The organism is Pseudomonas fuscovaginae SE-1 (assembly GCF_000364705.1).
GTDB lineage: Bacteria > Pseudomonadota > Gammaproteobacteria > Pseudomonadales > Pseudomonadaceae > Aquipseudomonas > Aquipseudomonas fuscovaginae_A.
The window spans coordinates 64859-89121 of sequence record NZ_AQOH01000204.1; the positions used below are offsets into that span (position 1 = coordinate 64859).

Genomic DNA, 24263 nt, shown 5'->3' on the forward strand with positions numbered 1-24263 from the left:
CAGCAAATCCGGTTTATCTGATAGAACGCGGTGCCAGGCTTTGGGGCTGCCTTGCAGCCCAACGCGGGCAAGCCCGCTCGCCACAAAAGACAGGTGTTCTGCGCGGGATGGGCTCAGGGCCGATAGGCGCGCATGAACAGCGCCACCACCTCGCGCACATGCGCTTCGCTGTCCTCGGCGTTCAACGGCTCGCCGCAGCCGTACAGCAGGCGGAAGTTCGCCGCGCCCTTGAGCAGACAGAAAAAGTGCTCGGCGGCGCGATGCGGCTTGTCGATGACCAGCACCCCGCTCTGATCGATCCTGCTCAGCAGCCGTTCCATCTCGCTCAACATCCGCTGCGGGCCGGCCTCGAAGAAAATCTGCGACAGTTTGGGGTCCTGGCTGCCCAGCGCGATGATCAGGCGATGCAGGTTCACCGACTCGTCACTGTTGATCAGGTGATTGAAGCCCCGGGCGATATTGAGCAGCACCGATTCGACCGGCACTCCCTCGGGCAGGGCGAACAGCAGTTCGGGTAACTGCGCCTCGCATTTGGCGACCACCGCGGCGGAGAACAGCGTCTCCTTGTCGTTGAAGTGGCTGTAGACCGTCAGCTTCGAAACACCTGCCGCTGCTGCTACCGCGTCCATGCTGGTGCTGGCGTATCCATTACTCAGGAACAGATCTTTCGCTGCTTCAAGAATGGCCTGGCGTTTTGCCAGGTCCTTGGGGCGGCCGGGGCCGCTGGGCACTGAAAGATTGTCGGACATTTTTCACTTTAATACTGGACTGGTCAGTTTGGTATAAATACCATACCGGCCAGTATAATTATTTCAAGCACTCTCTAGCGAAGGGTCTACACCATGTTCCGCTATGTCCTGCCCCTTGCGTTACCCGCCAGTCTAGCGTTTTTCCTCGTGGGCTGTGATCACGAAGAAACGGTTCAGGTGACCGTGCGTCCCGCAATGGTGGTTCAGCCGCAGTTGTCGGCCCAGGCCACGGACAGTTATCCCGGTGAGGTGCGTGCCCGCTTCGAACCCGAACTGGCGTTTCGCATCGCGGGCAAGGTGGCTCGGCGCCTGGTCGAGGAGGGGCAACGGGTCAAGGCCAATCAGCCGCTGGCGGAACTCGACCCGCAGGATGTGCGCCTGCAACTGGAGGCCACCCGCGCCCAGGTGGCGGCTGCCGAAGCGAACCTGAACCTGGTGCGCTCCGAGCGTGATCGCTACAAGACGTTGCTGGAGCGGCAGATGGTCAGCCGCTCGCAGTATGACAACGCGGAAAATGCCTACCGTGCCGGTGAAGCTCGTCTGAAGCAGATCCGGGCGGAATTCGATGTCTCCAGCAACCAGGCCGGCTACGCGGTGCTGCGGGCACCCCAGGATGGCGTGATCGCCAGGCGCCAGGTCGAGGTCGGCCAGGTGGTCGCTGCCGGTCAGACGGTCTTCACCCTGGCGGCCGACGGCGAGCGGGAAGTGTTGATCAGTTTCCCGGAACAGGCCTTCGGGCGCTTCAGGGTCGGCCAGGATGTCGCGGTGGAGCTCTGGTCCCAGCCGGACCAGCGCTTCAGTGGGCATATCCGCGAGCTGTCGCCGGCGGCCGATCCGAAATCCCGCACCTTCGCCGCGCGCATCGCCTTCAGTGCCGGAAAGGTCCCTGCCGAGCTGGGGCAGAGTGCCCGGGTCTTCGTCCAGGCCGCCGGTGCCGTACCGCTTTCGATACCGTTGTCGGCGCTCACCGCCGAAAACGGTGCCGCCTATGTCTGGAGAGTCCAGCCGGACAACACCCTCAAGCGCACCCCCGTGCGGGTCGGCGCCTTCGGCGAGAAGAGCGTGCCGGTGCTCGAAGGCCTCAGCGCCAGCGACTGGGTGGTGGCGGCCGGAGTGCATGTGCTGCACGAAGGGGAGCAGGTGCGTCCAGTGGATCGCTCCAACCGTGTCGTCAACCTGGCGGCCAAGGAGTAGTTCCCGATGGGTTTCAACCTTTCCGAATGGGCATTGCGCAACCGCCAGATCGTCCTGTTTCTGATGCTGTTGCTGGCGCTGGTGGGGACCATGTCCTACTCCAAGCTTGGCCAGAGCGAGGATCCGCCGTTCACCTTCAAGGCCATGGTGATCCAGACCAACTGGCCGGGGGCCACGGCCCAGGAAGTTTCCCGGCAGGTCACCGAGCGTATCGAAAAGAAACTGATGGAAACCGGCGAGTACGAGCGGATCACCTCGTTCTCGCGGCCGGGTGAGTCCCAGGTGATTTTCATGGCCCGCGACTCGCTGCACTCGGCACAGATCCCCGAACTCTGGTACCAGGTGCGCAAGAAGATCGGCGACATTCGCCAGACCCTGCCGCCGGATATCCAGGGACCGTTCTTCAACGACGAGTTCGGCACCACCTTCGGCAATATCTATGCGCTGACCGGCGATGGTTTCGACTACGCGGTGCTCAAGGACTATGCCGACCGTATCCAGATCCAGCTGCAGCGGGTCAAGGATGTGGGCAAGGTCGACCTGCTGGGGCTGCAGGACGAAAAGGTCTGGATCGAACTGTCGAACGTCAAGCTGGCCACCCTCGGGGTGCCGATGGCGGCCGTTCAGCAGGCCCTGCAGGAACAGAATACGGTCTCTACCTCGGGGTTCTTCGAGACGCCGACGGAGCGGGTGCAACTGCGCGTCAGCGGTAATTTCAAGAGTGTCGACGAGATTCGCAACTTCCCGATCCGGGTCGGTGACCGGACCTTGCGCATCGGTGATTTCGCCGAGGTTCGCCGCGGCTTCAACGATCCGCCCGCACCACGCATGCGCTTCATGGGTGAGGATGCCATCGGCCTGGCCGTGGCGATGAACGAGGGCGGCGACATCCTGGTGCTGGGCAAAGCGCTGGAAGCCGAATTTGCGCGCATCCAGAAAAGCCTGCCGGCGGGCATGCGCCTGAGCAAGGTTTCCGACCAGCCGGCGGCGGTCAAGACCGGTGTCGGCGAGTTCGTCCAGGTGTTGGTGGAGGCTCTGGCGATTGTGTTGCTGGTGAGCTTCTTTTCCCTGGGCGTACGCACCGGCATGGTGGTGGCACTGGCGATTCCGCTGGTACTGGCGATGACCTTCGCCACCATGTATTACCTGGGCATCGGCCTGCACAAGATTTCCCTAGGCGCCCTGGTACTGGCACTGGGCTTGTTGGTGGACGACGCGATCATTGCCGTGGAGATGATGGCGATCAAGATGGAGCAGGGCTTCGACCGCCTCAAGGCGGCGAGCTACGCCTGGACCAGCACGGCGTTCCCGATGCTGACCGGTACGCTGATCACCGCCGCCGGTTTCCTGCCGATCGCCACCGCGCAGTCGGGCACCGGCGAATACACCCGCTCGATTTTCCAGGTGGTGACCATCGCCTTGCTGGCGTCGTGGATCGCCGCGGTGATGTTCGTGCCGTACCTGGGGGAAAAGCTGCTGCCGGACCTGGCGAAGATCCACGCCGCCAAGCATGGCGCCGATCAGCCGGACCCATACGCCACGCCGTTCTACCAGCGGGTGCGGCGCCTGGTGGAGTGGTGCGTGCGGCGGCGCAAGACAGTGATCGTGCTGACTGTGCTGGCCTTCGTGGCATCGGTGGCGCTGTTCCGCTTCGTACCGCAGCAATTCTTCCCGGCTTCCGGGCGGCTGGAACTGATGGTCGACCTCAAGCTGGCCGAAGGCGCGTCGCTGAGCAACACCGCCGAACAGGTCAAGCGCCTGGAGAATCTGCTCAAGGGGCATGACGGCATCGACAACTATGTGGCCTATGTCGGCACCGGTTCGCCGCGTTTCTATCTGCCGCTCGACCAGCAGTTGCCGGCGGCCAGCTTTGCCCAGTTCGTGGTGCTGGCCAAGACCATCGAAGATCGGGAAAAGCTGCGGACCTGGCTGATCGACACACTCAACGAGCAGTTCCCGGACCTGCGTTCGCGGGTCACGCGCCTGGAGAACGGCCCGCCCGTAGGCTACCCGGTGCAGTTCCGTGTCACCGGCGAGCATATCGAGGTGGTGCGGGCCCTGGCCCGCAAGGTGGCGGCCAAGGTGCGCGAGAACCCCCATGTGGTCAACGTGCACCTGGACTGGGAAGAGCCGAGCAAGGTGGTCTACCTGAGTGTCGACCAGGATCGTGCCCGGGCCCTGGGGGTGAGCACGGCGAACCTGTCGCGCTTCCTGCGCAGTTCGCTGACCGGTTCGACCGTCAGCCAGTACCGCGAGGACAACGAGTTGATCGAGATCCTGCTGCGGGGCACCGTGCACGAGCGCACCGAACTGTCGGCACTGTCGAGCCTGGCGGTGCCCACCGACAATGGCGCCAGCGTTGCGCTGTCGCAGATCGCGACGCTGGAGTACGGCTTCGAGGAAGGCGTCATCTGGCACCGTAACCGTCTGCCGAATGTCACGGTCCGCGCCGATATCTATGGCCAGGAGCAACCGGTGACCCTGGTCAAGCAGATCATGCCGACCCTGGATTCGATCCGTGCCGAACTGCCGGATGGCTATCTGTTGGACGTGGGCGGTACGGTGGAGGACTCGGAGCGTGGCCAGGCCTCGGTGAACGCCGGCGTACCGTTGTTCATCGTGGTGGTGCTGACCCTGTTGATGCTGCAACTGCGCAGCTTCTCGCGGGTGGCGATGGTGTTCCTCACCGCGCCGCTGGGGCTGATCGGGGTGACGCTGTTCCTGCTGGTGTTCCGCCAGCCGTTCGGTTTCGTGGCGATGCTGGGGACCATTGCCCTGTCAGGCATGATCATGCGCAACTCGGTGATCCTGGTGGACCAGATCGAACAGGATATCCGCGCCGGCATGTCGCAGTGGCAGGCGATCATCGAGGCGACGGTACGCCGTTTCCGGCCGATCGTGCTGACCGCGCTGGCGGCGGTGCTGGCGATGATTCCGCTGTCGCGCAGCGTGTTCTACGGGCCGATGGCGGTGGCGATCATGGGTGGGCTGATCGTGGCGACGGCCTTGACCCTGCTGTTTCTGCCGGCGCTGTATGCCGGTTGGTTCCGGGTGAAGAAGACGGCGGCCGAGGGATAGACCGACCCTGAGGGAGCCAGCGTGCTGGCTCCCACCGGTACATCAGAGTGCGCCGAACACCTTCTTCGCCAGGCTGGTGGCCGCTTCCGCCGGATTGGCGCGGATACCTTCCTCCTTCTCGGCAATCATCTTGAACAGGCCGTCCAGGGCCTTTTCGGTTACATAGCTTTCAATGTTGGCACTCTTGGCGTCGATCACGCCGAGGGTCGCCGCCTGCCCGGCGAACGAGTTGTACTGTTGGGCCAGGCCGACCTTGTCGGTGGCCTGCTTGACGATCGGCAGGAACTTGGCGCGGATCTGCTCGCGACTGGTCTTGTCCAGGTACTGGGTGGCCGAGTCCTTGCCGCCGCTGAGGATGCTCTTGGCGTCGTTCACGGTCATCTTCTTCACCGCGTCCACCAGCAGGGCCTGGGCCTGTGGCACGGCGGCTTCGGCGGCCTTGTTCATGCTGGTTTCCAACTGATCGACCTGGGCACCCATGCCGAACTGTTTCATCTTGCTGGCGACCTTGCCCAGTTTACCCGGCAGTTCGATCTTCACATCAGGGTTGTTGCTGAAGCCACCCGGTTTGCCCAGCGTGGTGACGGCGGCGACGGCACCCTGGGCCAGGGCGTCCTTGAGCCCGCCCGAGGCTTCGCCCTGGGACAGGCTGCCCAGGGACAGGGCCAGTGCGTTGGCGGAGATCAGCAGGCCGGCGCAGAGGCTGGCCAGGCGTAGGGAAGGACGGAGCATGGAAAGCTTCCTTATTCGAAAAGGGAAAATGACCGGGCGGACTCGGCACGCAGGGGCCTGGACTGTGGAACCAGGCCGTTCGAACGGGCGTCGGGCTGTCCGCTGGTGGTAACAGTAGCTGGCCGGCGAGTTCGATGCGAGCGTTGATCGAATGGATGCCCCGGCCTCAGGCCCTGAGGATGAGGTTCTGCGGCTTTTCCTTCTGCAGCACGACGGTCCTGGGGATGGGCTTCATGGTGAATTTGCGCCGGCTGCCGAAGCTGCCCTGGGTTTCATAGAGCTGGCCGGGCTTGACCCGGCTGGGGTCATAGCGCAGATAGCGGGGGATCGCGCCCTTGAGCAGAGTGATTTCCTCGCAGAGGATGTAGGGTGGCAGGCCCGAATCGTTGAGGGCGACCAGTTTCAGGTTGGCCAGGGTGTTCTCGTCCGTGCCGATCAGTGGCACCAGCGCCGCGCTCAGATAGAGATAGCCAGGCGGGCTCAGGTGAAAGACCGCCTCCTGGCTGTCCTTGCGCCATCTGAAGTTGTAGCGGATGTCGGCCAGCAGCGAGACCTCATCGACGCTCATGTCGAACTCGATCTCGATCCTGCTGTTGTAGCGCAGGTCCTGCGGCAGTTCGAAAACCAGGCGCCAGGGGCCGCGCGCGGGCAGCTCGGTGCTGCTCCAGGTGCCGAGGAGGGCATGGGTATCGCGGTTGCGCAGGCTGATCCGGGTCTGCGCCCGGGCCGGAATGGCATAGTCCGGCGGAAAGTGGAAAACAGCGGTCACGACGTTTTTTGCGGTCATCTCGATATCCTTATCGAACGCGTCAAAGGCGACGCAGGATTCAGTCTATACGAGTGTTTGCCGAGAAAATTCGGCAAGGAAATATCGTTGTTGCTTTGCCGAAATTTCTGGCAGGAGGTTACTTGTTGTCTGATGAAGGCGTCCATGCGCATCGTATTTGCTACAAATGAACGATCACTCTTGGGCAGAGGAAATCTATATGGTAGCCAGACGATCCATCTCCAATAGCTACCTGGATGCCATCAATTCCTTCATTCATTTGTGAGTTTTTGCTGTAGTCTATGTGCTCTGCTATCTGCTTTTTTACACCAACTGCAAATTCGGTTAGTGCTCCTCCCCGAGGGCCGGCCGCCTGTGTAATTAATTTTACATATTCTTGTTTGTCGACGATAAAAGAGGTTATTTTATTGTTTGTGATGGTGAGTTGTGCTTCTTTTTTTGAGGTTTCCTGGAGGAGTTGCATTAGTTCGTTATGCTTGTCCTCTGCGTGTGGTTGCCGTTTCCTGTGTACGACTAGCATCCCTGAAACTATTAATTTTCCGTCTAGTGAGAAAGGGCAGTCTTCAGATTGCTTCATCTGTGCGTAGTGAACTTCGAAAAACTCAGCCACAGAGTTTATGAATGGTTTCTCAATGTCTGATCTTATTAGGCCATAAGGGTTTGCGTTTTCTCTTATCTTTAATGCTCCTGATGATTTCTCTCCAGATATTTTTAGGGTTTTATGGTTTTCAAGGAGTTTTAGATATCTTTCTTGTTGAGCCAACGCCTCGGAAAAGTCGCTTTCAAAGAGGCGCTCAAGGCTGTAGGTTGCGACCTCTGTCGATGGTGTGAAAACTTGTGCTGCGCAAAAGACACATCGAAGATCATCTGTGTATTTGGCCACATCCAGTGTGTGCTTGGCACCAGCGTCCGATAGGGTGATAACTACGCTGTTTTGGGGTGGCGTTGAAGTGCTGAGAAGCTCGATTGCGCTGAGTCCGATTTTATGGGCAAAAACTAGTATTTCTTCGCTATCGCTTAGGATTGAAACTTTTTGAGATTTGAAGAGAGTTTGAAATCCTTTGTAATGAGTCATTGTCATCTCCTTATGTTTTAGGCAGTGCCGAAAGACGGCACTGCCTCTGCTGTGTGGATTTAGTATTTAACTTTCGTTGTGTGCCCAGGCGAGCGGTGCCCAGCCGAAGTTGTAGGGGTCGGATGTGATTCGTTGGAAGTTTGTTTTGCGGTCTTCTTTAGACATTGCTGCTTCCTCTTTCGGTTTTTTTTGGGGCTCCTGGTCTTCAGGAGTTATGTAAGTAGTAGTTTGGGTTTTGTTTTTTGTGAAATTAGAAATTGCTAATATTTCTGTAGGAAATATGGTGTTTTTCCTGTTTTTGTAGGCGGTTTCTAGTTTTTGTGTTTGGCTTTTCCTCTGGAAGGAAAGGAAGTTTGTATGTTTGATCGCTTTGCAAGAGTGATAAATATATTGTGAGTCAGACTGGTTAAGGGGCTGCCAATGTCATCCAGACGATATTTATCCGACGCGCAAATCAGCCAGGCCATGCAGATTGCCGATCTTTCCGAATTCGAGGCACCGGTTCATGCGGTGGGGATGATTGCCCAATGTGTACTCGACGGACTTGAAAAGCGGGGCTGGCCGGCTCCTCGGGTTATCCGCGGACCGCGGATAGTGACCGCGGAGCAGAATTACGCCCTGCTCGGCTATGCCCCTGATGAAGTCACCCTCTGCAGCGATCACACTCGCTGGATCAGCGAATCACAATTGTTGCGAACCCAGACGACCAGCCTGATTCCCCCCGCGTTGAAGGAGGCGGCAAGGGCGCGAAAGCCCGGCGAGACCATTCTGCTCGCGGCTCCCGGAATCACGTTCCGGCGCGACACGCGCGACCGTCTTCATTGCGCACAACCGCACCAGATGGATATCTGGGTGATTGGTGATCCGCAGCTGTCCTGCCGGGAGCAGTTGCTGAGGTTGGTGGGCGATGTCCTGGCCGCCGCGTTGCCTGGTCATACCTGGACTAGTCAGGACAGTCCCCACCACTACACCGAGGGAGGCATCGAGATCAATGTCGTTTCGGTACCGCAATCGGTGGAGGTGCTTGAGTGTGGTTGCATTGCCCGTTCACTGCTTGACCGGCTCGGGCTCGATCCACTTCAGCATGGCGGTCTGGCCATGGGCATGGGGTTGGATCGTCTGGCGATGCTACGCAAGGGAGTTCCCGATATTCGCCTACTCAGGGACCCGCTGCCGCGTATCCAGGCACAGATGTTCAGCCTCGCCCCCTGGGTGCCTGTGTCCCGTCTGCCTGCGATAACTCGCGATATCTCGCTGGCCGTGATGCCGGGACGGAGTGAGGAAGAACTGACCGAGTCGATGCTGCAGGCCGCCGGTGGGCGGAGTGGCTGGATCGAGGAAATGCGCGTGCTGGGTCGCTGGAGCCATGGGCAATTGCCGCCTCAGGCGGTGGAGCGCCTAGGGATGTTCGAGGGGCAGGAAAACGTGCTGCTCAGAATAGTCCTGAGAGACTGCTTCAGGTCTCTTTCGGCCCAGGAGGCCAATGAACTCTATAACGATATCCAGCGCGCCATGCACGAGGGCAGGGCAGGGGGCGGATATCGAAACGGCTGATTGTTCGACGGTTCTTGCACGAAGAACCCCAGGCAGCCTGCAGCCTGGGGTTGTCGGCGAGGTCAGGTGGCGTCGGTGTTCTGTTCCGGACCTGTGTCGTGCAGTGTCACCTGGCGGATCGACAGGCGGATTTCCGCCGGCAATACCCGCTTGGCCGCGCCCTCGGCCAGTTCGCCGAGCAGCTCGTGATAACTCAGCTTGCCGGTGTCATCGCGCCGCAGGACGTCGAGGTCGAGCAGGGTCTGGATGAAGTGGCGGAACAGGCTCTTGTCGAAGAACTCCGGGGCGTTGAGGCCATGCAGGATCGACAGGCGCTGGGCCATGACCGTGCACAGGTCTTCCAGCTCTTCGGCACTGATGCTGTGCTGGCCGCTGTTGAGCAGCAGCGAAATCGCCATGTAGAAGCGTTGCAGGGTCTGGGCGATGCTCCGCGACAGCAGGGTCAGCAGTACGAAATGCCGTGAGCTCGGCGCCGGACGCAGGTAGACCTCGTTCTCGAAGCGCAGCAGGCCCTGCTCGACGAAGGCGGCGAGCCATCGGTCGACGACATCGTCCAGTTCGTCCAGCGACCAACGGATGAACAGCTCCGACTGCAGGTACGGGTACAGTGCCCGGATGTAGCGCAGCAACTGGTCGCGGCTCATGCGCGAGGAACTCTGGAAGAAGCTCGCCAGCAATGCTGGCAGGGCGAAAATGTGCAGGACGTTGTTGCGGTAGTAGGTCATCAGGACCGCGTTCTGTTCGTCCAGGTAGAGGATCTTGCCCAGCGCGTCGCTCTGTTCGGCCAGCAGGTCCATGTCCTTGACGTGCTGGATCAGCGCGCGGCCATCGCCCTCGGGCAGGGTGGTGTGTGGCGAGTACGGCACCTGGCGCAGCAAGGCCAGGTAGAGGTCGAGCACCCGGGCCAGGGCGCGGTCGTCCAGGGCCAGGCGGCTGGTGGACAGCAGGGCCAGGGCTACCAGGTTCACCGGGTTGATCGCTGCGGCTTCGTTGAGATTGCGGGCCACACGTTCGCCCAGGCGGTTGGTGGTTGCGCTGAGCCAGTCCGGTTTGAATTGCGGGCCCAGTTCCTGAGCGCGCCAGCCCGGTTGTTCCTGGTCGAGGAAGTCGGCCAGCTTGATCGGCTCGCCGAAGTTGACCGCGACCTGGCCGAAGCGTTGCTTGAGCGCGCCGATGACCTTGAAGATGTCGAAGATCGACTCCTTCTTCTTGCTGGCACCGCGCAGTTCACCGAGATAGGTCCGGCCTTCCAGTACCCGCTCATAGCCGATGTAGACCGGTACGAAGACGACCGGCATGCGCGAGGAGCGCAGGAAGCTGCGCAGGGTGATGGCGAGCATGCCGGTCTTGGGGCGCAGCATGCGCCCGGTGCGCGAGCGTCCGCCCTCGACGAAGTACTCCACCGGGAAACCCTTGGTGAACAGCGTGTGCAGGTATTCGTTGAACACCGCCGTGTAGAGCGGGTTGCCCTTGAAGGTACGGCGCATGAAGAACGCACCGCCACGGCGCAGCAAGCTGCCGATCAGGGGCATGTTCAGGTTGATCCCGGCGGCGATGTGCGGTGGGGTCAGGCCGTTGCGGAACAGCAGGTAGGACAGCAGCAGGTAGTCGATGTGGCTGCGATGGCAGGGGACGTAGATTACCTCGTGTCCCTGGGCCACGGCCTGGACGTTTTCGATATGGTTGACGCGGATGCCGTCGTAGATCTTGTTCCAGAACCAGCTCAGCACCACTTCGAGGAAGCGGATCGCGGTGTAGGTGTAGTCCGAGGCGATTTCGTTGCCGTAGCGCAATGCCTGGGCCTTGGCCTTTTCCGCCGTGATGTTCTCGCGCTGGGCGTGTTCGAGGATTGCCTGGCGCACCTGCGGCTCGTTGACCAGGCCCTTGACCAGGTTGCGCCGGTGCGACAGGTCGGGACCGATCACCGCAGTCTTCAGGTTGCGGAAGTGTACCCGCAGGATGCGTTGGGCCATGCGCACGGTGCGCTCGTGGCCCTTGTTGTGCTCCACCAGTTCGCGCAGGTGGATCGGCGCGGAGAACTGCACGCGGGTCTTGCGGCCGAGGATCAGGATGCTCAGCAGGCGTCGCAAGCGGCCGGTGACCGCCCAACTGTCGGCGAACAGCAGCTTCCACGGGCTCGATTCGCTGTCCGGCGATTGGCCCCAGAACACGCTGACCGGTATGACCTGCGCGTCTTCGGCAGGGTTCTGGCTCAGGACATCGACCAGGCGGGTCAGTGCGGGGGGCGCTCCGCGCTTGTCATGACGGCCGAGCCAGTCGGGTTCCGGGGTCAGGTAGAAAAACGCCGCCGGTTCCATCAGCGGGCCAACCGACACCGGCAGCACCGGACGCGGCAGGCCGGCCCGGGTGCATTCGCGGTCGACCACCGCCAGGTCGCTCAGCGACGGCGATTGCAGGACGTAGAACACCGGGCGGCTGCGATCGAGGTTGAGGGTCAGGGACGACTGGTTGATCGTCTCCGAGCGCACCCACAGGTACAGGAGACGGCGCAGGGTGCCAAACACTAGACGGCGGAACGGCGAACGGGTCATACGGTTTCTGCTTCAGAGGGAGTGAACCGAGCGTTTGCTCGGGCGGCGCGTAGTGTGCCGTATCTGGCGAAAATCGGCAAAAACGCAACGAAGTAATATTGATTGAGAGTTTCTCGGGCTGTCATATACTCCGGTACTCGCCATTGACGGTATGACCTGCGAGCGTCATCACAAGTTCTGGCGACCAGGCTTGGAGAACCCTGCGAGCGGGGTTCACTCAATAATAAAAATGGAGTACGGATTCATGGCAACTCGCGAGACAGGCAATGTGAAGTGGTTCAACGATGCCAAGGGCTACGGCTTCATCCAGCGTGAAGGTGGGGCGGATGTGTTCGTGCACTATCGTGCGATCCGTGGCCAGGGCCATCGTTCGCTGACCGAGGGGCAGCAGGTCGAGTACGCGGTGGTGGAAGGCCAGAAGGGCCTGCAGGCCGAGGACGTGGTGGGCTTGTAACCGTGAGTGAGGGGCCAACCTCGTGGCGAGCGGGCTTGCCCGCGCTCGGCTGCACAGCAGCCGTAAATCAGTTGGCAGCGATACGTCTGTAAGAGCGCAGTTGCCGGGCTTGGGGCCGCTTCGCGCCCCAGCGCGGGCAAGCCCGCTCGCCACAAGGTTCGGCCATGGCAGTACTGGCCAGCGTAGATCCGGCCAGTGCCGGCTTTGTCTGATTCAGGCCGTACGCCAGGTGATTTCTTCCTCGCCATCGGCGCTGACCCGAATCCAGCGGTCGGCGCTTTCCTCGCCTTCCTCCTCGACCCAGCTACCTGGCGCGCAACGCACTTCCACCCGCAGCGCGGCGAAGGCGGCGCGGGCACAGGCGATGTCATCGTCCCAGGGGGTCTGGTCGCTTTCCAGGTACAGGCTGTTCCACTTGCCCACGGCCTTGGGCAGCCAGGTCACCGGTACGCCACCGGCCTTGCATTTCCAGGTCTGGCCTTTCTGCGTCCACTCGCTGCAGGGGCCAAGCGCTTCGTTCAGCCAGGCGGTAATCGCCTTGTGGTCGACGTCGGCGTCTTTCAGGTAAATCTCGATATCAGGCTGGCGCATGGATGTCCTCGCTGCGGCTGCTGAAAAATCCATTCGCGGATTCAGGCGGTCGCCAACCGGGGTTGGCGAGGTGGGTCATGGGGATCATTGCAGAACGAAGTAATCGTAGCGCATCGACACACTGACCTCGAACGGTTCGGTCTGCTCGATCACCCGCGCGCGGCGCTCGGCGCTGGCGCGCCAGCCGTGCGGGGTCATGGCCAGCAGGTTGGCGCGATCGGCGGGCTGCTGCAGGGACAGCTTGAAGTCGAGGACTTCGCTGTGCTGCAGCGCCATGCCTTCCGGCACCAGCGCCAGGTGCTTGTCGTCGGTGTACTCGCGGACTTCGTCATACAGTCGCTCGCGCAGTTCCATCAGGTGGCTGCTGGTCGGGCCGACTTTCATCAGACCACCACCGGGGCTGAGCAGGCGCTTGGCCTCCTGCCAGTCCAGCGGGCTGAAGACACTGGCGAGAAACTGGCAACTGGCGTCCGGCAATGGAATGCGCGCCATGCTGGCGATCAGCCAGGTCAGTTGCGGGTTGCGGCGGCAGGCGCGTTTCACCGCTTCGCGGGAGATGTCCAGGGCATAACCATCCGCCTCTGGCAGGGCTTCGGCGATCTGCGCGGTGTAGTAGCCTTCGCCACAGCCGATATCGACCCAGCGTTGCGGGGCCCGCTCGGCGGCCAGTTCGGCCAGGCGGCTGGCCACCGGCGCGTAGTGGCCGGCGTTGAGGAAATCGCGCCGGGCCTCGACCATGGCCTGATTATCGCCCGGGTCGCGACTGTTCTTGTGCTGCACCGGCAGCAGGTTCAGGTAGCCCTGGCGGGCCCGGTCGAAACGGTGCCCGGCCGGGCAGACCACGCCATTGTCGACCGCACCCAGCGGTGCGCTGCAGAGAGGGCAGGTGAGCATCAGGCGAGCAACTTGATCAGGGTCTGGTAGTAGATTTCGGTCAGCACATCGAGATCACTGGCCAGGACCCGTTCGTTGACCTGATGAATGGTCGCGTTGACCGGGCCGAGTTCCACCACCTGGCTGCCAAGGGTGGCGATGAAGCGCCCGTCGGAGGTGCCGCCGCTGGTCGAGGCCTTGGTTTCTCGTCCGGTGATTTCGCGGATGCTGGACGACACCGCGTCGAGCAGGGCGCCGGGCTCGGTCAGGAACGGCAGGCCGGACAGGGCCCAGTCGACGTGCCAGTCCAACCGGTGTTTATCGAGGATGGCCGCGACCCGCTGCTGCAGGCCTTCGACGGTCGATTCGGTGGAGAAACGGAAGTTGAACAGTGCCACCAGCTCGCCGGGGATCACGTTGGTCGCACCGGTACCGGAATTGACGTTGGAGATCTGGAAGCTGGTCGGCGGGAAGAACGCGTTGCCGTCGTCCCAGTGCTCGGCGGCCAGCTCGGCGAGCGCGGGCGCGGCCAGGTGGATCGGGTTCTGCGCCAGGTGCGGATAGGCCACGTGGCCCTGTACGCCGCGAATGGTCAGCTTGGCGCCCAGCGAGCCGCGACGGCCGTTCTTCACCACGTCGCCGACCAGCGAGGTGCTCGACGGTTCACCGACGATGCACCAGTCCAGGCGCTCCTTGCGCGCGGCCAGGCGCTCGACCACGGCCTTGGTGCCGTGATGGGCCGGGCCCTCTTCGTCGCTGGTGATCAGGAAGGCCACCGAGCCCTTGTGGTCCGGGTAGTCGCCGACAAAACGCTCGGCCGCCACGACCATCGCCGCGAGGCTGCCCTTCATGTCGGCGGCGCCTCGCCCGCAGAGCATGCCGTGCTCGTCGATCAGCGCGTCGAACGGATCGTTCTGCCAGGCCTGCACCGGGCCGGTCGGCACGACGTCGGTGTGGCCGGCGAAGCACAGCACCGGACCGTCATGGCGACCGTGGGTGGCCCAGAAGTTGTCCACGTCCTCGATGCGCATCGGCTCCAGGTTGAAGCCGGCATCGCCCAGGCGCTGCATCATCAGTTTCTGGCAGTCGGCGTCGACCGGCGTCACCGAGGGGCGGCGGATCAGGTCACAGGCAAGTTGCAGGGTCGGCGAAAGCTCGGCGTGGGCCGTCATGGGAAACTCCGAAAACATGAAAGACAGGCTAGGTCTGTGGGAATAGGCTCGATCGCGAAGTTTCTGGCGCCCTCGAGGTCCTTTTCGCCAGCAAGCCGGCTCCCACAGGGGGCGGTGAGCGGAAAATGGCGGATATCTTAAAGCAAAACGGCGACCAGGGGCCGCCGTTTAGAGGATTGCATCGACTTTATGCAACCGGTACCTGCTCGGGTTCCTCGGCCGGTTTCGGCAGCGAGGAAACGAAGGCCATGAACAGCGCGGCCACGTACGGCAACGACTGCACCAGCAGCATGGTCACCCAGAAGCGCATGTCGTTGCTCGGCAGGCCCTGTACCAGGTAGATCCCCAGCGCCGCGCCCCACAACAGCAGCATGATGAACAGCTCCTCCCGCGCCTCCGAGATCGCCACCCAGAAACCGTGCTTGTCGGCGTTCTTCGGGGTGCGGAAAAACGGAATGCTGCTGGTGAAGAAACCGTACAGCACCGCCTTGGCGATGGTGTGCGACAGCGCAAGGCCAGCCAGCGCGGCGGCGAAGGCGTCCTTCATGTTGACGCCGACCGCGCGGCGGTAGAGGAACAGGATCTTGCCGACCTTGAAGGCGAACAGCGCCAGCGGCGGGATCGCGAAGATCATCAGCGGCGGGTCGACCCGCTGCGGTACGATGATCATCGCCGACGACCAGAGCAGGGCGCCCACGGTGAAGAAGATGTTCATGCCGTCGGCGATCCATGGCAGCCAGCCGGCGAGGAAGTGATAGCGCTGGCCGCGGGTCAGCTCGGTATCACGGCCACGCAGCAGGCTCGCGGTGTGTCGCTTGATGATCTGGATCGCGCCGTAGGCCCAGCGGAAGCGCTGTTTCTTGAAGTCGATGAAGGTATCGGGCATCAACCCCTTGCCGTAGCTGTGGTGGTGATAGGCGGCCGACAGACCTTTCTCGAATACCCGCAGGCCCAGTTCGGCGTCCTCGCAGATACACCAGTCGGCCCAGCCCAGTTCTTCCAGCACCGAACGGCGGGTCATGGTCATGGTGCCGTGCTGGATGATCGCGTCACGGTCGTTGCGGGTGACCATGCCGATATGGAAGAAGCCCTTGTATTCGGAGTAGCAGAGCTTCTTGAAGGTGCTTTCGTTCTGGTCGCGATAGTCCTGTGGCGACTGCACGATGGCGATCTTCGGATCGGCGAAGTGCGGCACCATGTGCTTGAGCCAGTTGCGGTCGACGCAGTAGTCCGAGTCGATCACCGCGATGACTTCGGCATCCTTGGCGGTATGCGGAATCAGGTAGTTCAGCGCACCGCCCTTGAAGCCGGCCAGGGGGGCGACGTGGAAGAAACGGAAGCGCGGGCCGAGGGTTTCGCAATAGGCCTGCACCGGCTCCCAGACGGCCGGGTCCTTGGTGTTGTTGTCGATGATCAGGACTTCGTAGTCCGGATAGTCGAGGGCCGCCAGGGCATCGAGGGTCTGCTTGACCATCTCCGGCGGTTCGTTGTAGCACGGTACGTGGATCGAGACTTTCGGGCGGTAGTCCGACTCACCCTCGACCGGCAGGAATTCCCGGCGGCGCTTGTGGGTCCAGACCGCTTCGGCCAACTCGTGGGCCTCGGTCAGCAGGACGATGAATACTCCCAGCGCACCGAGGGCGAGCAGGAAGCCCACGGTCAGGCTGAACCATGTGCTGTATTGCTGGCTGTAGTCGTAGCCGATCCATACCAGCACCGAACCGCAGAGGAAGGCGATGAAGGTCAGGAACGTCCGGCCGCGCTGGCGCAGGGCCGAGCCATCGATCAGCAGGACCGCCAGGGACAGCATCGCCAGCACCACCGAGCCGATGGCCAGGACCCGCCATTGCGGAATGGCGACCACCGGCCCCTCGAAGTTGAACTTCTGCTGGCGCGCGGCGTTGTACACGCCCCAGTAGGCGCCCACGGAACCTTCGTCGCTGGCTTTCCAGGGCTGGTCGAAGGCTTCGATCACGAAGTAGTTGAAGCCCTGGCGGTTGAGCTTGTTCACCAGCGTGCGCAGGTAGATCGCCTGGTCGGCCTGAGTCGCATCGGCGCCACCGCGCATGCGGCCGTTGCTCGGCCAGCCGACCTCCGACAGCAGCAGCGGTTTTTTCGGGAACATCCGCTTGAGTTCGCGGGCACGATCGAGCACGAATTGGCCGGCTTTCTCCATCGGGATGAACTCCCAGTACGGCAGGATGTGCGCGGCGATCAGATCGACGTGCTTGGCCAGTTCCGGGTTGTGCTCCCAGATGTGCCATTGTTCGGAGGTGGTCACCGGTACCTTCACCGCGGCGCGTACGCGATCGAGCAGCACACCGAGTTCCTTGGCGGTGATTTCCTTGCGGAAGATCGCCTCGTTACCCACCACCACGCGAACCACGCTACGCGAGGTATTGGCCAGTTCTATGGCGCGGGCGATTTCCCGCTCGTTGCGTTCCTGGTCCGGGCTGATCCAGATACCCAGCGTCACCCGCAGGCCGAATTCCTCGGCCAGCTTGGGAATATCCTGCAGGGTGCCGTCGACCGAGTAGATACGTATGTTGTCGGTCAGCTTGCTGATGATCTCCAGGTCGCGACGCATCTCGTCGTCGGTCGGGTACTGGTCTTTCTGTGGGAACTGACCTTGCTGGAACGGTGAGTAGGAGAAGCCGGAGATGTGTTCCGGCCAGTTGGGGGCCGAGACCGGACGGTTGATCAACGCCCAGAAACCGGTGAACAGCGCGGCGATTGCCAGCACCACCACCAGGTTGAGTCCAAATTTACGCGATGACATAGAGATTTCGGGTTCCGAAGTAGAACGTTGAACTGCGCGGCGCGCATCCTACACGTGGGATTCGTGCCAGAACACCGCCGAGCTTAGGCAATGGCCGTTGGTTTAAGTTCTTTCCTGAGTCTTTGTAGCTGGTTTCTTGTGAAGATGTTGTCATTTTCGCTCATGCGACCGCCATTCGTAGGCTGAAGGTGCCTGCGCCCTGGGATCAGCCTATAATGCGCGCCGATTTTTCCGGTGATTGGTCATGAGCGCAGAAGATCCACGGTTTGCCGGCATTGCCCGGTTGTATGGCATTGAAGGTCTGGAGCGGCTGAAGGCGGCGCACGTGGCCATCGTCGGGGTGGGCGGGGTCGGCTCCTGGGCGGCCGAGGCGGTCGCCCGCTGCGGCGTCGGGGAAATTTCCCTGTTCGACCTGGACGATGTCTGCGTCAGCAACAGCAACCGCCAGTTGCATGCCCTGGACAGCACGGTTGGGCGGGCCAAGGTCGACGTCATGGCCGAACGGCTCAAGGGCATCAACCCGGACTGCCGGGTGCACGCGGTGGCGGATTTTGTCACCCGCGACACCATGGCCGAGTACATCACCTCGCAGATCGACTGCGTGATCGACTGCATCGACAGCGTCAACGCCAAGGCGGCGCTGATCGCCTGGTGCAAGCGGCGCAAGATCCAGATCATCACCACCGGCGGTGCGGGCGGGCAGATCGACCCGACGCAGATCCAGGTCTGTGACCTGAACCGCACTTTCAATGATCCTCTGGCCTCCAAGGTGCGTTCGACTCTGCGCCGAGACTACGGTTTCTCCCGCACGGTCAATCGCCACTACAGCGTGCCTTGCGTGTTTTCTTCCGAACAGTTGCGCTACCCGAAACCGGATGGCGGTATCTGCCTGCAGAAGAGTTTTGTCGGGGATGGGGTGAAGCTGGACTGTGCCGGCGGCTTTGGCGCGGTGATGATGGTCACGGCGACGTTCGGCATGGTCGCGGCGACCAAGGCGGTGGACAAGCTCGTCGCCGGTGTGCGGCGGCCGTCGGAGCGGGCCAGGCCGCAGTAACCTGTGTGCCGTTCAGGACTGGCGGGTGAGTTCGCGGATCCGCTGCAGCACCGCGTTCAGCCCGTTGCTGCGCGACGGCGAGAGCTGCCGGGAAAGCCCGAGCTGGTTGAACCAGTCCGGCAGGTCGAGCGTCAGCAGCTCGGTGGCATTCAGGCCGTTGACCCGAACCAGCAGCAATGCCACCAGCCCGCGAATCATTCGCGCATCGCTGCTGGCCATGAAACGCCACTGACCGTTCTGCAGGCTGGCGGTCAGCCAGACCTGGCTCTCGCAGCCGTGCACGCGATTGGCTTCGGTTCTCTCGGCTGCGTCCATCGCCGGTAGGCGCTCACCCCACTGCATCAGCAGGCGCGCCCGCTGTTCCCAGCCGGCTGCGGCCTGGAAACTGTCGAGGGCCGCCTGTGCTTCGTTCGGCAAGCTCATCGCAACAATTCCAGTGACTGGTCCAGCGCTTCGAAAAAGCGCTCCAGGTCATCGGAGTCGTTGTACAGCGCCAGCGACACACGGATCGCCCCGCTCAGCCCGAGTCGTTTCATCAGCGGCATCGCGCAATGGTGGCCGGCGCGGACCGCAATGCCCTGTTCGGTCAGCAGGTGGGCAAGGTCGGCGCTATGCACGCCGTCGACGGTGAAGCTGGCCAGCGCCACTTGCGGCTCACCCAGCAGTTGAATGCCGTTGCGTACCTTGAGGCCTTGCAGCAGATGCTCATGCAGAGCGGCCTCATGGCCGGAGACGGCGGCCTGGTCGAGGCCGGCGAGATAGTCGAGGGTCGCGCCCAGGCCGATCACGCTGGCGATGGGCGGCGTGCCGGCCTCGAAGCCCAGGGGCGCTGGGCGGAAGCTGGCATGCTGGTAGTCGGCGTCCTGGACCATCTCGCCGCCGAACTGCCAGTGACGCAGTTGCCGCAGCGCCTCATGGCGGCCATGGAGCACGCCCAGCCCGTCGGGGCCGTAGAGCTTGTGGCTGGAGAACACATAGAAGTCGCAGCCCAGCGCCTGCACGTCATGACGGCCGTGCACGACGCCCTGAGCGCCGTCGACGACCGTCAGGGCGCCACAGGCCTTCGCCCGGGCCAACAGCGGCGCCAGTGGTTGCCAGGCACCGAGGACATTGGACAGTTGACTGACGGCCAGCAGGCGCGTTCGCTCGCCGATCAGACCGAGCGCGGCGTCGAGGTCGATCCGGCCGGTCGCGTCGATCGGCAGGATCACCAGCTTGAGCCCGCGACGTTGCGCCAGTTGTTGCCAGGGCAAGAGGTTGGCATGGTGTTCCAGGGCGCTGATGACCAGTTCGTCACCCTGTTGGAATAGATGTTCCAGGCCGTAGGCCAGGAGGTTCAGTGCCGAGGTGGCACCGTGGGTGAAGAGGATCTGTCCGCTCTCGCCAGCCCCCAGCCATTGGCTGACCTTCAAGCGGCTGTCTTCGAAGGCCTGGGTCGCATGGGCGCCGGGCAGGTGCTGGGCACGATGCACGTTGGCCGCGCCATTGGCGTAGTAGTGCGTCAGGGCGTCGAGCAGCGCCTGGGGTTTCTGCGTGGTGGCGGCGCTGTCCAGGTAGGTCTGGTCCTGCCGTTGCAGGGCGGCGATGGCCGGGAAGTCGGCGCGCCAGGGGGAGGGTATCAGCATGGTGTGGGCCCTGGTGGTGGGAACGGGGTTCGCCTGAAGGTATGACGACCTCTGGGGCCTCTTCGCGGGCAAGCCCTGCTCCTACAAGTACGGCGTCGAAGGCAGGTTCTGTATGGTAAACCTCTGTGAGAGCCGGCTCGCCGGCGCTAGCGATCTGGAATGTCCCCATCGCCAGCAAGCCGACCCCACAGGGAAAGGGCGCTATCAGTTGTGGGCGTGCAACGCTTCGTTCAACTCGATGGCCGACTTGTGGGTCTTGCACTCCACGGCGCCGGTTTCCGAGTTGCGACGGAACAGCAGGTCCGGTTGGCCTGCCAGGTCACGGGCCTTGACCACCTTGACCAGTTGGTTGTTCTCGTCGAGCAGCGCGACCTTGGTGCCGGCGGTCACGTACAGGCCCGACTCGACGGTGTTGCGGTCGCCCAGCGGGATGCCGATACCGGCGTTGGCGCCGATCAGGCAGCCTTCGCCGACCTTGATCACGATGTTGCCGCCGCCCGACAGGGTGCCCATGGTCGAGCAGCCGCCGCCCAGGTCGGAACCCTTGCCGACGAACACGCCCGCTGAGACACGGCCTTCGATCATGCCCGGACCTTCGGTGCCGGCGTTGAAGTTGACGAAGCCTTCGTGCATCACGGTGGTGCCTTCGCCGATGTAGGCACCCAGGCGGATACGGGCGCTGTCGGCGATACGCACGCCGCTCGGCACCACGTAGTCGGTCATTTTCGGGAACTTGTCCACCGAGAACACTTCCAGCAGTTCACCACGCAGGCGGGCTTCGAGCTGGTGCTCGGCCAGTTCGGCCAGATCGATCGCGCCCTGGCTGGTCCAGGCCACGTTTGGCAGCAGTGGGAATACACCAGCCAGGCTCAGGCCGTGTGGCTTGACCAGGCGGTGGGACAGCAGGTGCAGCTTGAGGTAGGCCTCGGGGGTGGAACTCAGTTGCGCATCTTCGGCCAGCAGGGTGGCGACCAGCGGTTTGTGGCTCTCGGCCAGGCGGGTCAGCAGGGCGGCCTGGGCGGCGTCGATGCCCTTGAGGGCTTCGGCCAACTGCGAGGCCTGGGCCGGGGTGAAGCTGATGGCCTGGTTACCGCCGGTGTAGCCCAGTACCGGAGCGACCGCCGCGACGAGGTCGGCCGATGGCTGGATCAGGGGCTGTGCGTAGAACACTTCCAGCCAGGCACCTTGACGATTCTGGGTACCGACACCGAAGCCCAGGCTGAACAGATTGGTGGACATGCAGTTACCTCTTGCGAAATGGAGTGTGGCCCTGAGCGCTCTGGCTCAGTTGAGGGCCGCCGCGTAGCTATCTGGCTTGAAGCCAATCAGGGTTCGGTTGCCGAGATCGAGCACCGGGCGCTTGATCATCGAGGGTTGGGCGAGCATCAGTTCGATCGCCTTCGCCTGGTCGAGATCGACCTTGCTGGCGTCGTCGAGCTTGCGAAAGGTGGTGCCGGCGCGGTTGAGCACCACTTCCCAACCGTGCTCGTCGCACCAGCGGGTCAGGTTCTCGCGGTCGATGCCGGCGGTCTTGTAATCATGGAAATCGTAGGATATCGCGTGTTCTTCCAGCCAGGTGCGAGCCTTCTTCATGGTATCGCAGGCCTTGATTCCGAAAAGGCGCAATGTGTTGCTCGTATCGGTCACGGGAATTGCCCCCTTTTGCAGGTATGCGAGATGAACAGTCGGTAATTATGCCATGGCCGAGTCGGTTCGGGGCCAACCCCTTGCCTGCCCGTTCGGCTGGCAGGGACGGTCCTTGCGACCCTGGTGCGACGTTCGCGTGGCGGATTAAGCGGTTAATATGGCACTTTGGCGGCTTATTGTTGCCGGATAGCCTGTTGAACGATTGGGAAGTCGCCTTATGCAAACCGCCTACACCGTCCTCATTCTGCTGATGCTGGTCGGCGTCTCGCGTTTGCTGGCACGGGTGATTCCCTTGCCCTTGCCTCTGGTGCAGATCGCCGCCGGCGCGGCGCTGGCGTGGCCGACCCTTGGCCTGCACGTTGCCCTGGACCCCGAGCTGTTTCTTTTCATGTTCCTGCCGCCGCTGCTGTTTTCCGATGGCTGGCGCATGCCCAAGCGGGAGTTCTGGCGCCTGCGCGGTCCGGTGCTGACCCTGGCGGTGGGGCTGGTGCTGTTCACCGTGGTCGGGGCCGGTTGTTTCATTCACTGGCTATTGCCGGGCATTCCCCTGCCGGTGGCCTTTGCCCTGGCCGCCGTATTGTCGCCGACCGACGCCGTGGCGGTTTCGGCGATTGCCCAGAACCGTCTGCCCACGCCGTTGATGCACATGTTGCAGGGCGAGGCGCTGATGAACGACGCATCAGGCCTGGTGACCTTCAAGTTTGCCCTGGCGGCGGCCGTGACCGGGGTGTTCTCTCTGGCCAACGCCAGTCTCACCTTCCTGCTGGTCGCCATCGGCGGGCTGGCCACCGGTGTCGTGTTGAGCTGGCTGGTCGGACGGCTCAGGGCCTGGATGATTGCCCGCGGCTGGGACGATCCGGCGACCCATGTGGTGTTCATGCTGCTGTTGCCGTTCGCCGCCTATGTCCTGGCCGAGCGCCTGGGCGTCTCGGGCATCCTCTCGGCGGTGGCGGCTGGGATGATGCAGAGCTGGCTCGATCTGCTGCCACGCCAGACCAGTACCCGGCTGCTCAACCGCAGCGTCTGGTCACTGCTGGAGTTTGCCTTCAACGGCCTGATCTTCCTGCTGCTGGGCTTGCAATTGCCGGATATCGTCAAGGCGGTGACCAGCCATGAGACCTCGCTGTGGCCGACGCTTTTGTACCGTTGTCTGGATGTGCTGGCGATCTTCCTGGTGCTGCTGATGTTGCGTTATGTCTGGGTGCAGAGCATCTGGCGGCTGTCGGTGCTGCTGCGCCGCTGGCGTGGCAAGAGCGAGCTGACGTCGATGCCCAAGGCCCGCTCCTGCTGGTTGCTGACGTTTGGCGGTGTGCGCGGGGCGGTGACCCTGGCCGGCGTGATGTCGGTACCGCTGCTGATCGCCCCGGGAACCGATTTTCCCGAGCGTGATCTGCTGATCTTCATTGCGGCGGGGGTGATCCTGCTGTCGTTGGTGGCCGCCTGCGTCGCGTTGCCGGTGCTGTTGCGCGATGTCGCGCCGAGCCCGGACGATGCCCGTCGCCATGAGGTGCGCGAGGCCTGGCGGCGCACGGCCGAGGCGGCGATCCGCGCCCTGGAAATCGAGGAGGCGGCCGAGCCCAATGCGACCGCGGACGCCGCCCAGGCGGCGCTGGCCGCCGAGCTGAAGGCGCGGCTCATGTCCGAGTATCGGCATCAGTTGGAGGTGTTCAACGATTCCGCCGAGGCCCAGGCCCTGGCGTTTCAGATGGATCTGTTGGAGCGGCGCCTGCGTTTGAGGGCGCTGCGTGCACAGCGCCTGGAGCTTTACAGCTTGCGGCGCCACCACCAGATCGGCGATGACGCGTTGCGTGAGGTGCTGGGCGAACTGGACCTGAGCGAGGCCAACCTGGGGCAGGTGAAATAATGGCCAGGGCGGATTCACCCACCCGCTTCACGACCGTCATTGGCATGGGGAGCATCGACCACCAGCCCGGGTTGAACGCTGCGGATGCGGCGCTCCACATGGTAGGCACCGTCATCGTTGTGACGAATGTAGACCCGCTTGCAACTGGCGCAGCACCACACCGTGGACTGGTTGTAGGGGTAATAGAGAGGCGCGATGGGCGCCTCGGGCGACCAGTAGGTTGTGCCTTCGGGATGGTACTCGTCGATGACGGCCTCTTCCGGGGGGTACTTCGACAATGTGCCGATCTCGGTAAAGGCTTCTTCCTGGTAGCCCACCGGCCAACTGCTCCAGCCCTGCAGGTTGCGCCGCAGGCAGGCGCAGTCCACCGTTATGCCCGATGATTCCTCGGCAAGGCCGAGGAGGGTCTGGGCGTCTATGAGCCGGTCCTTCATGACGGGGTTCTCTCCATGTTCTGGGTACAGGTGGCTTGCGTGGCTGGCC

Annotated in this window: 20 protein-coding genes; 6 read left to right on the forward strand and 14 right to left on the reverse strand. The window is 62.7% G+C overall.

Annotation, left to right across the window (positions count from 1 at the left end):
- Positions 1-113: 113 nt before the first annotated feature.
- A complete protein-coding gene (locus tag K675_RS0118705; RefSeq protein ID WP_026145330.1) occupies positions 114-749 on the reverse strand; it encodes a TetR/AcrR family transcriptional regulator in 636 nt (211 codons plus the stop codon).
- A 93-nt stretch (positions 750-842) separates the two neighbouring features.
- Between K675_RS0118705 and K675_RS0118710 the strand changes: the two genes are divergently transcribed.
- Positions 843-1943 carry an efflux RND transporter periplasmic adaptor subunit gene (locus tag K675_RS0118710; RefSeq protein WP_026145331.1) on the forward strand — a complete coding sequence of 367 codons (1101 nt, stop codon included), beginning with the start codon at positions 843-845 and terminating at the stop codon, positions 1941-1943.
- 6 nt (positions 1944-1949) lie between these two features.
- Positions 1950-5021, forward strand: a complete 3072-nt coding sequence (locus K675_RS0118715; protein WP_017905018.1) for an efflux RND transporter permease subunit — start codon at positions 1950-1952, stop codon at positions 5019-5021.
- Between the two features lie 42 nt (positions 5022-5063).
- Here K675_RS0118715 and K675_RS0118720 read toward each other — a convergent pair whose 3' ends face one another.
- From K675_RS0118720 to K675_RS33090, 3 genes are all read right to left on the reverse strand, one after another.
- Positions 5064-5753: a DUF4197 domain-containing protein gene (locus K675_RS0118720; protein WP_017905019.1), complete on the reverse strand. Its 690-nt coding sequence runs from the start codon at positions 5751-5753 to the stop codon at positions 5064-5066.
- A 166-nt stretch (positions 5754-5919) separates the two neighbouring features.
- Positions 5920-6540, reverse strand: coding sequence for a hypothetical protein (locus K675_RS0118725; RefSeq protein WP_017905020.1), 621 nt, complete (start codon positions 6538-6540; stop codon positions 5920-5922).
- 160 nt (positions 6541-6700) lie between these two features.
- Entirely contained in the window at positions 6701-7615 is a 915-nt protein-coding gene (locus K675_RS33090) for a hypothetical protein (protein ID WP_157383956.1), read from the reverse strand.
- Between the two features lie 465 nt (positions 7616-8080).
- Between K675_RS33090 and K675_RS0118730 the strand changes: the two genes are divergently transcribed.
- Positions 8081-9169: a hypothetical protein gene (locus tag K675_RS0118730; protein ID WP_017905021.1), complete on the forward strand. Its 1089-nt coding sequence runs from the start codon at positions 8081-8083 to the stop codon at positions 9167-9169.
- Between the two features lie 62 nt (positions 9170-9231).
- Here K675_RS0118730 and plsB read toward each other — a convergent pair whose 3' ends face one another.
- The gene (gene plsB / locus K675_RS0118735) at positions 9232-11721 is read right to left on the reverse strand and encodes a glycerol-3-phosphate 1-O-acyltransferase PlsB (protein WP_017905022.1); all 2490 of its coding nucleotides are present in this window, start codon (positions 11719-11721) and stop codon (positions 9232-9234) included.
- Between the two features lie 244 nt (positions 11722-11965).
- Here plsB and K675_RS0118740 point away from each other — a divergent pair, with 244 nt between their 5' ends.
- Entirely contained in the window at positions 11966-12175 is a 210-nt protein-coding gene (locus tag K675_RS0118740; RefSeq protein ID WP_017905023.1) for a cold-shock protein, read from the forward strand.
- A 213-nt stretch (positions 12176-12388) separates the two neighbouring features.
- On the opposite strand, the gene K675_RS0118745 is transcribed toward K675_RS0118740, so the two are convergent.
- From K675_RS0118745 to K675_RS0118760, 4 genes are all read right to left on the reverse strand, one after another.
- Entirely contained in the window at positions 12389-12766 is a 378-nt protein-coding gene (locus tag K675_RS0118745) for a hypothetical protein (protein WP_017905024.1), read from the reverse strand.
- Positions 12767-12850: 84 nt separating this feature from the next.
- Positions 12851-13660, reverse strand: a complete 810-nt coding sequence (locus K675_RS0118750; protein ID WP_017905025.1) for a putative RNA methyltransferase — start codon at positions 13658-13660, stop codon at positions 12851-12853.
- Positions 13660-14811 carry a succinyl-diaminopimelate desuccinylase gene (gene dapE / locus K675_RS0118755; protein WP_017905026.1) on the reverse strand — a complete coding sequence of 384 codons (1152 nt, stop codon included), beginning with the start codon at positions 14809-14811 and terminating at the stop codon, positions 13660-13662. The genes K675_RS0118750 and dapE overlap by 1 nt, the downstream gene beginning before the upstream one ends.
- A gap of 187 nt (positions 14812-14998) precedes the next feature.
- Positions 14999-17590 carry a glycosyltransferase gene (locus K675_RS0118760; protein WP_017905027.1) on the reverse strand — a complete coding sequence of 864 codons (2592 nt, stop codon included), beginning with the start codon at positions 17588-17590 and terminating at the stop codon, positions 14999-15001.
- Between the two features lie 244 nt (positions 17591-17834).
- Between K675_RS0118760 and tcdA the strand changes: the two genes are divergently transcribed.
- Entirely contained in the window at positions 17835-18644 is an 810-nt protein-coding gene (tcdA, locus tag K675_RS0118765) for a tRNA cyclic N6-threonylcarbamoyladenosine(37) synthase TcdA (RefSeq protein ID WP_026145332.1), read from the forward strand.
- 12 nt (positions 18645-18656) lie between these two features.
- On the opposite strand, the gene K675_RS0118770 is transcribed toward tcdA, so the two are convergent.
- The 4 genes from K675_RS0118770 to K675_RS0118785 all read right to left on the reverse strand — a co-directional run bounded on the left by K675_RS0118770 (position 18657) and on the right by K675_RS0118785 (position 21862).
- The gene (locus K675_RS0118770) at positions 18657-19067 is read right to left on the reverse strand and encodes a SufE family protein (RefSeq protein WP_017905029.1); all 411 of its coding nucleotides are present in this window, start codon (positions 19065-19067) and stop codon (positions 18657-18659) included.
- The gene (locus K675_RS0118775) at positions 19064-20269 is read right to left on the reverse strand and encodes an aminotransferase class V-fold PLP-dependent enzyme (RefSeq protein WP_017905030.1); all 1206 of its coding nucleotides are present in this window, start codon (positions 20267-20269) and stop codon (positions 19064-19066) included. The genes K675_RS0118770 and K675_RS0118775 overlap by 4 nt, the downstream gene beginning before the upstream one ends.
- A 204-nt stretch (positions 20270-20473) precedes the next feature.
- A complete protein-coding gene (dapD, locus tag K675_RS0118780; protein WP_017905031.1) occupies positions 20474-21508 on the reverse strand; it encodes a 2,3,4,5-tetrahydropyridine-2,6-dicarboxylate N-succinyltransferase in 1035 nt (344 codons plus the stop codon).
- A 45-nt stretch (positions 21509-21553) separates the two neighbouring features.
- Positions 21554-21862 (reverse strand): arsenate reductase, encoded by a 309-nt coding sequence (locus tag K675_RS0118785; protein WP_232434448.1) that lies wholly within the window; start codon positions 21860-21862, stop codon positions 21554-21556.
- Positions 21863-22133: 271 nt separating this feature from the next.
- Between K675_RS0118785 and K675_RS0118790 the strand changes: the two genes are divergently transcribed.
- Positions 22134-23780, forward strand: a complete 1647-nt coding sequence (locus tag K675_RS0118790) for a Na+/H+ antiporter (protein ID WP_017905033.1) — start codon at positions 22134-22136, stop codon at positions 23778-23780.
- Between the two features lie 14 nt (positions 23781-23794).
- On the opposite strand, the gene K675_RS0118795 is transcribed toward K675_RS0118790, so the two are convergent.
- A partial coding sequence (locus K675_RS0118795) for a hypothetical protein (protein WP_332308413.1) occupies positions 23795-24263 on the reverse strand: 469 nt, incomplete at its 5' end.

Excerpts from the sequence above, each read along its gene's own strand:
- K675_RS0118705 (WP_026145330.1), bottom strand. The coding sequence starts at position 749 with ATGTCCGACAATCTTTCAGTGCCCAGCGGCCCCGGCCGCCCCAAGGAC.
- K675_RS0118710 (WP_026145331.1), top strand. The coding sequence starts at position 843 with ATGTTCCGCTATGTCCTGCCCCTTGCGTTACCCGCCAGTCTAGCGTTT.
- K675_RS0118715 (WP_017905018.1), top strand. The coding sequence starts at position 1,950 with ATGGGTTTCAACCTTTCCGAATGGGCATTGCGCAACCGCCAGATCGTC.
- K675_RS0118720 (WP_017905019.1), bottom strand. The coding sequence starts at position 5,753 with ATGCTCCGTCCTTCCCTACGCCTGGCCAGCCTCTGCGCCGGCCTGCTG.
- K675_RS0118725 (WP_017905020.1), bottom strand. The coding sequence starts at position 6,540 with ATGACCGCAAAAAACGTCGTGACCGCTGTTTTCCACTTTCCGCCGGAC.
- K675_RS33090 (WP_157383956.1), bottom strand. The coding sequence starts at position 7,615 with ATGACTCATTACAAAGGATTTCAAACTCTCTTCAAATCTCAAAAAGTT.
- K675_RS0118730 (WP_017905021.1), top strand. The coding sequence starts at position 8,081 with ATGCAGATTGCCGATCTTTCCGAATTCGAGGCACCGGTTCATGCGGTG.
- plsB (WP_017905022.1), bottom strand. The coding sequence starts at position 11,721 with ATGACCCGTTCGCCGTTCCGCCGTCTAGTGTTTGGCACCCTGCGCCGT.
- K675_RS0118740 (WP_017905023.1), top strand. The coding sequence starts at position 11,966 with ATGGCAACTCGCGAGACAGGCAATGTGAAGTGGTTCAACGATGCCAAG.
- K675_RS0118745 (WP_017905024.1), bottom strand. The coding sequence starts at position 12,766 with ATGCGCCAGCCTGATATCGAGATTTACCTGAAAGACGCCGACGTCGAC.
- K675_RS0118750 (WP_017905025.1), bottom strand. The coding sequence starts at position 13,660 with ATGCTCACCTGCCCTCTCTGCAGCGCACCGCTGGGTGCGGTCGACAAT.
- dapE (WP_017905026.1), bottom strand. The coding sequence starts at position 14,811 with ATGACGGCCCACGCCGAGCTTTCGCCGACCCTGCAACTTGCCTGTGAC.
- K675_RS0118760 (WP_017905027.1), bottom strand. The coding sequence starts at position 17,590 with ATGTCATCGCGTAAATTTGGACTCAACCTGGTGGTGGTGCTGGCAATC.
- tcdA (WP_026145332.1), top strand. The coding sequence starts at position 17,835 with ATGAGCGCAGAAGATCCACGGTTTGCCGGCATTGCCCGGTTGTATGGC.
- K675_RS0118770 (WP_017905029.1), bottom strand. The coding sequence starts at position 19,067 with ATGAGCTTGCCGAACGAAGCACAGGCGGCCCTCGACAGTTTCCAGGCC.
- K675_RS0118775 (WP_017905030.1), bottom strand. The coding sequence starts at position 20,269 with ATGCTGATACCCTCCCCCTGGCGCGCCGACTTCCCGGCCATCGCCGCC.
- dapD (WP_017905031.1), bottom strand. The coding sequence starts at position 21,508 with ATGTCCACCAATCTGTTCAGCCTGGGCTTCGGTGTCGGTACCCAGAAT.
- K675_RS0118785 (WP_232434448.1), bottom strand. The coding sequence starts at position 21,862 with ATGAAGAAGGCTCGCACCTGGCTGGAAGAACACGCGATATCCTACGAT.
- K675_RS0118790 (WP_017905033.1), top strand. The coding sequence starts at position 22,134 with ATGCAAACCGCCTACACCGTCCTCATTCTGCTGATGCTGGTCGGCGTC.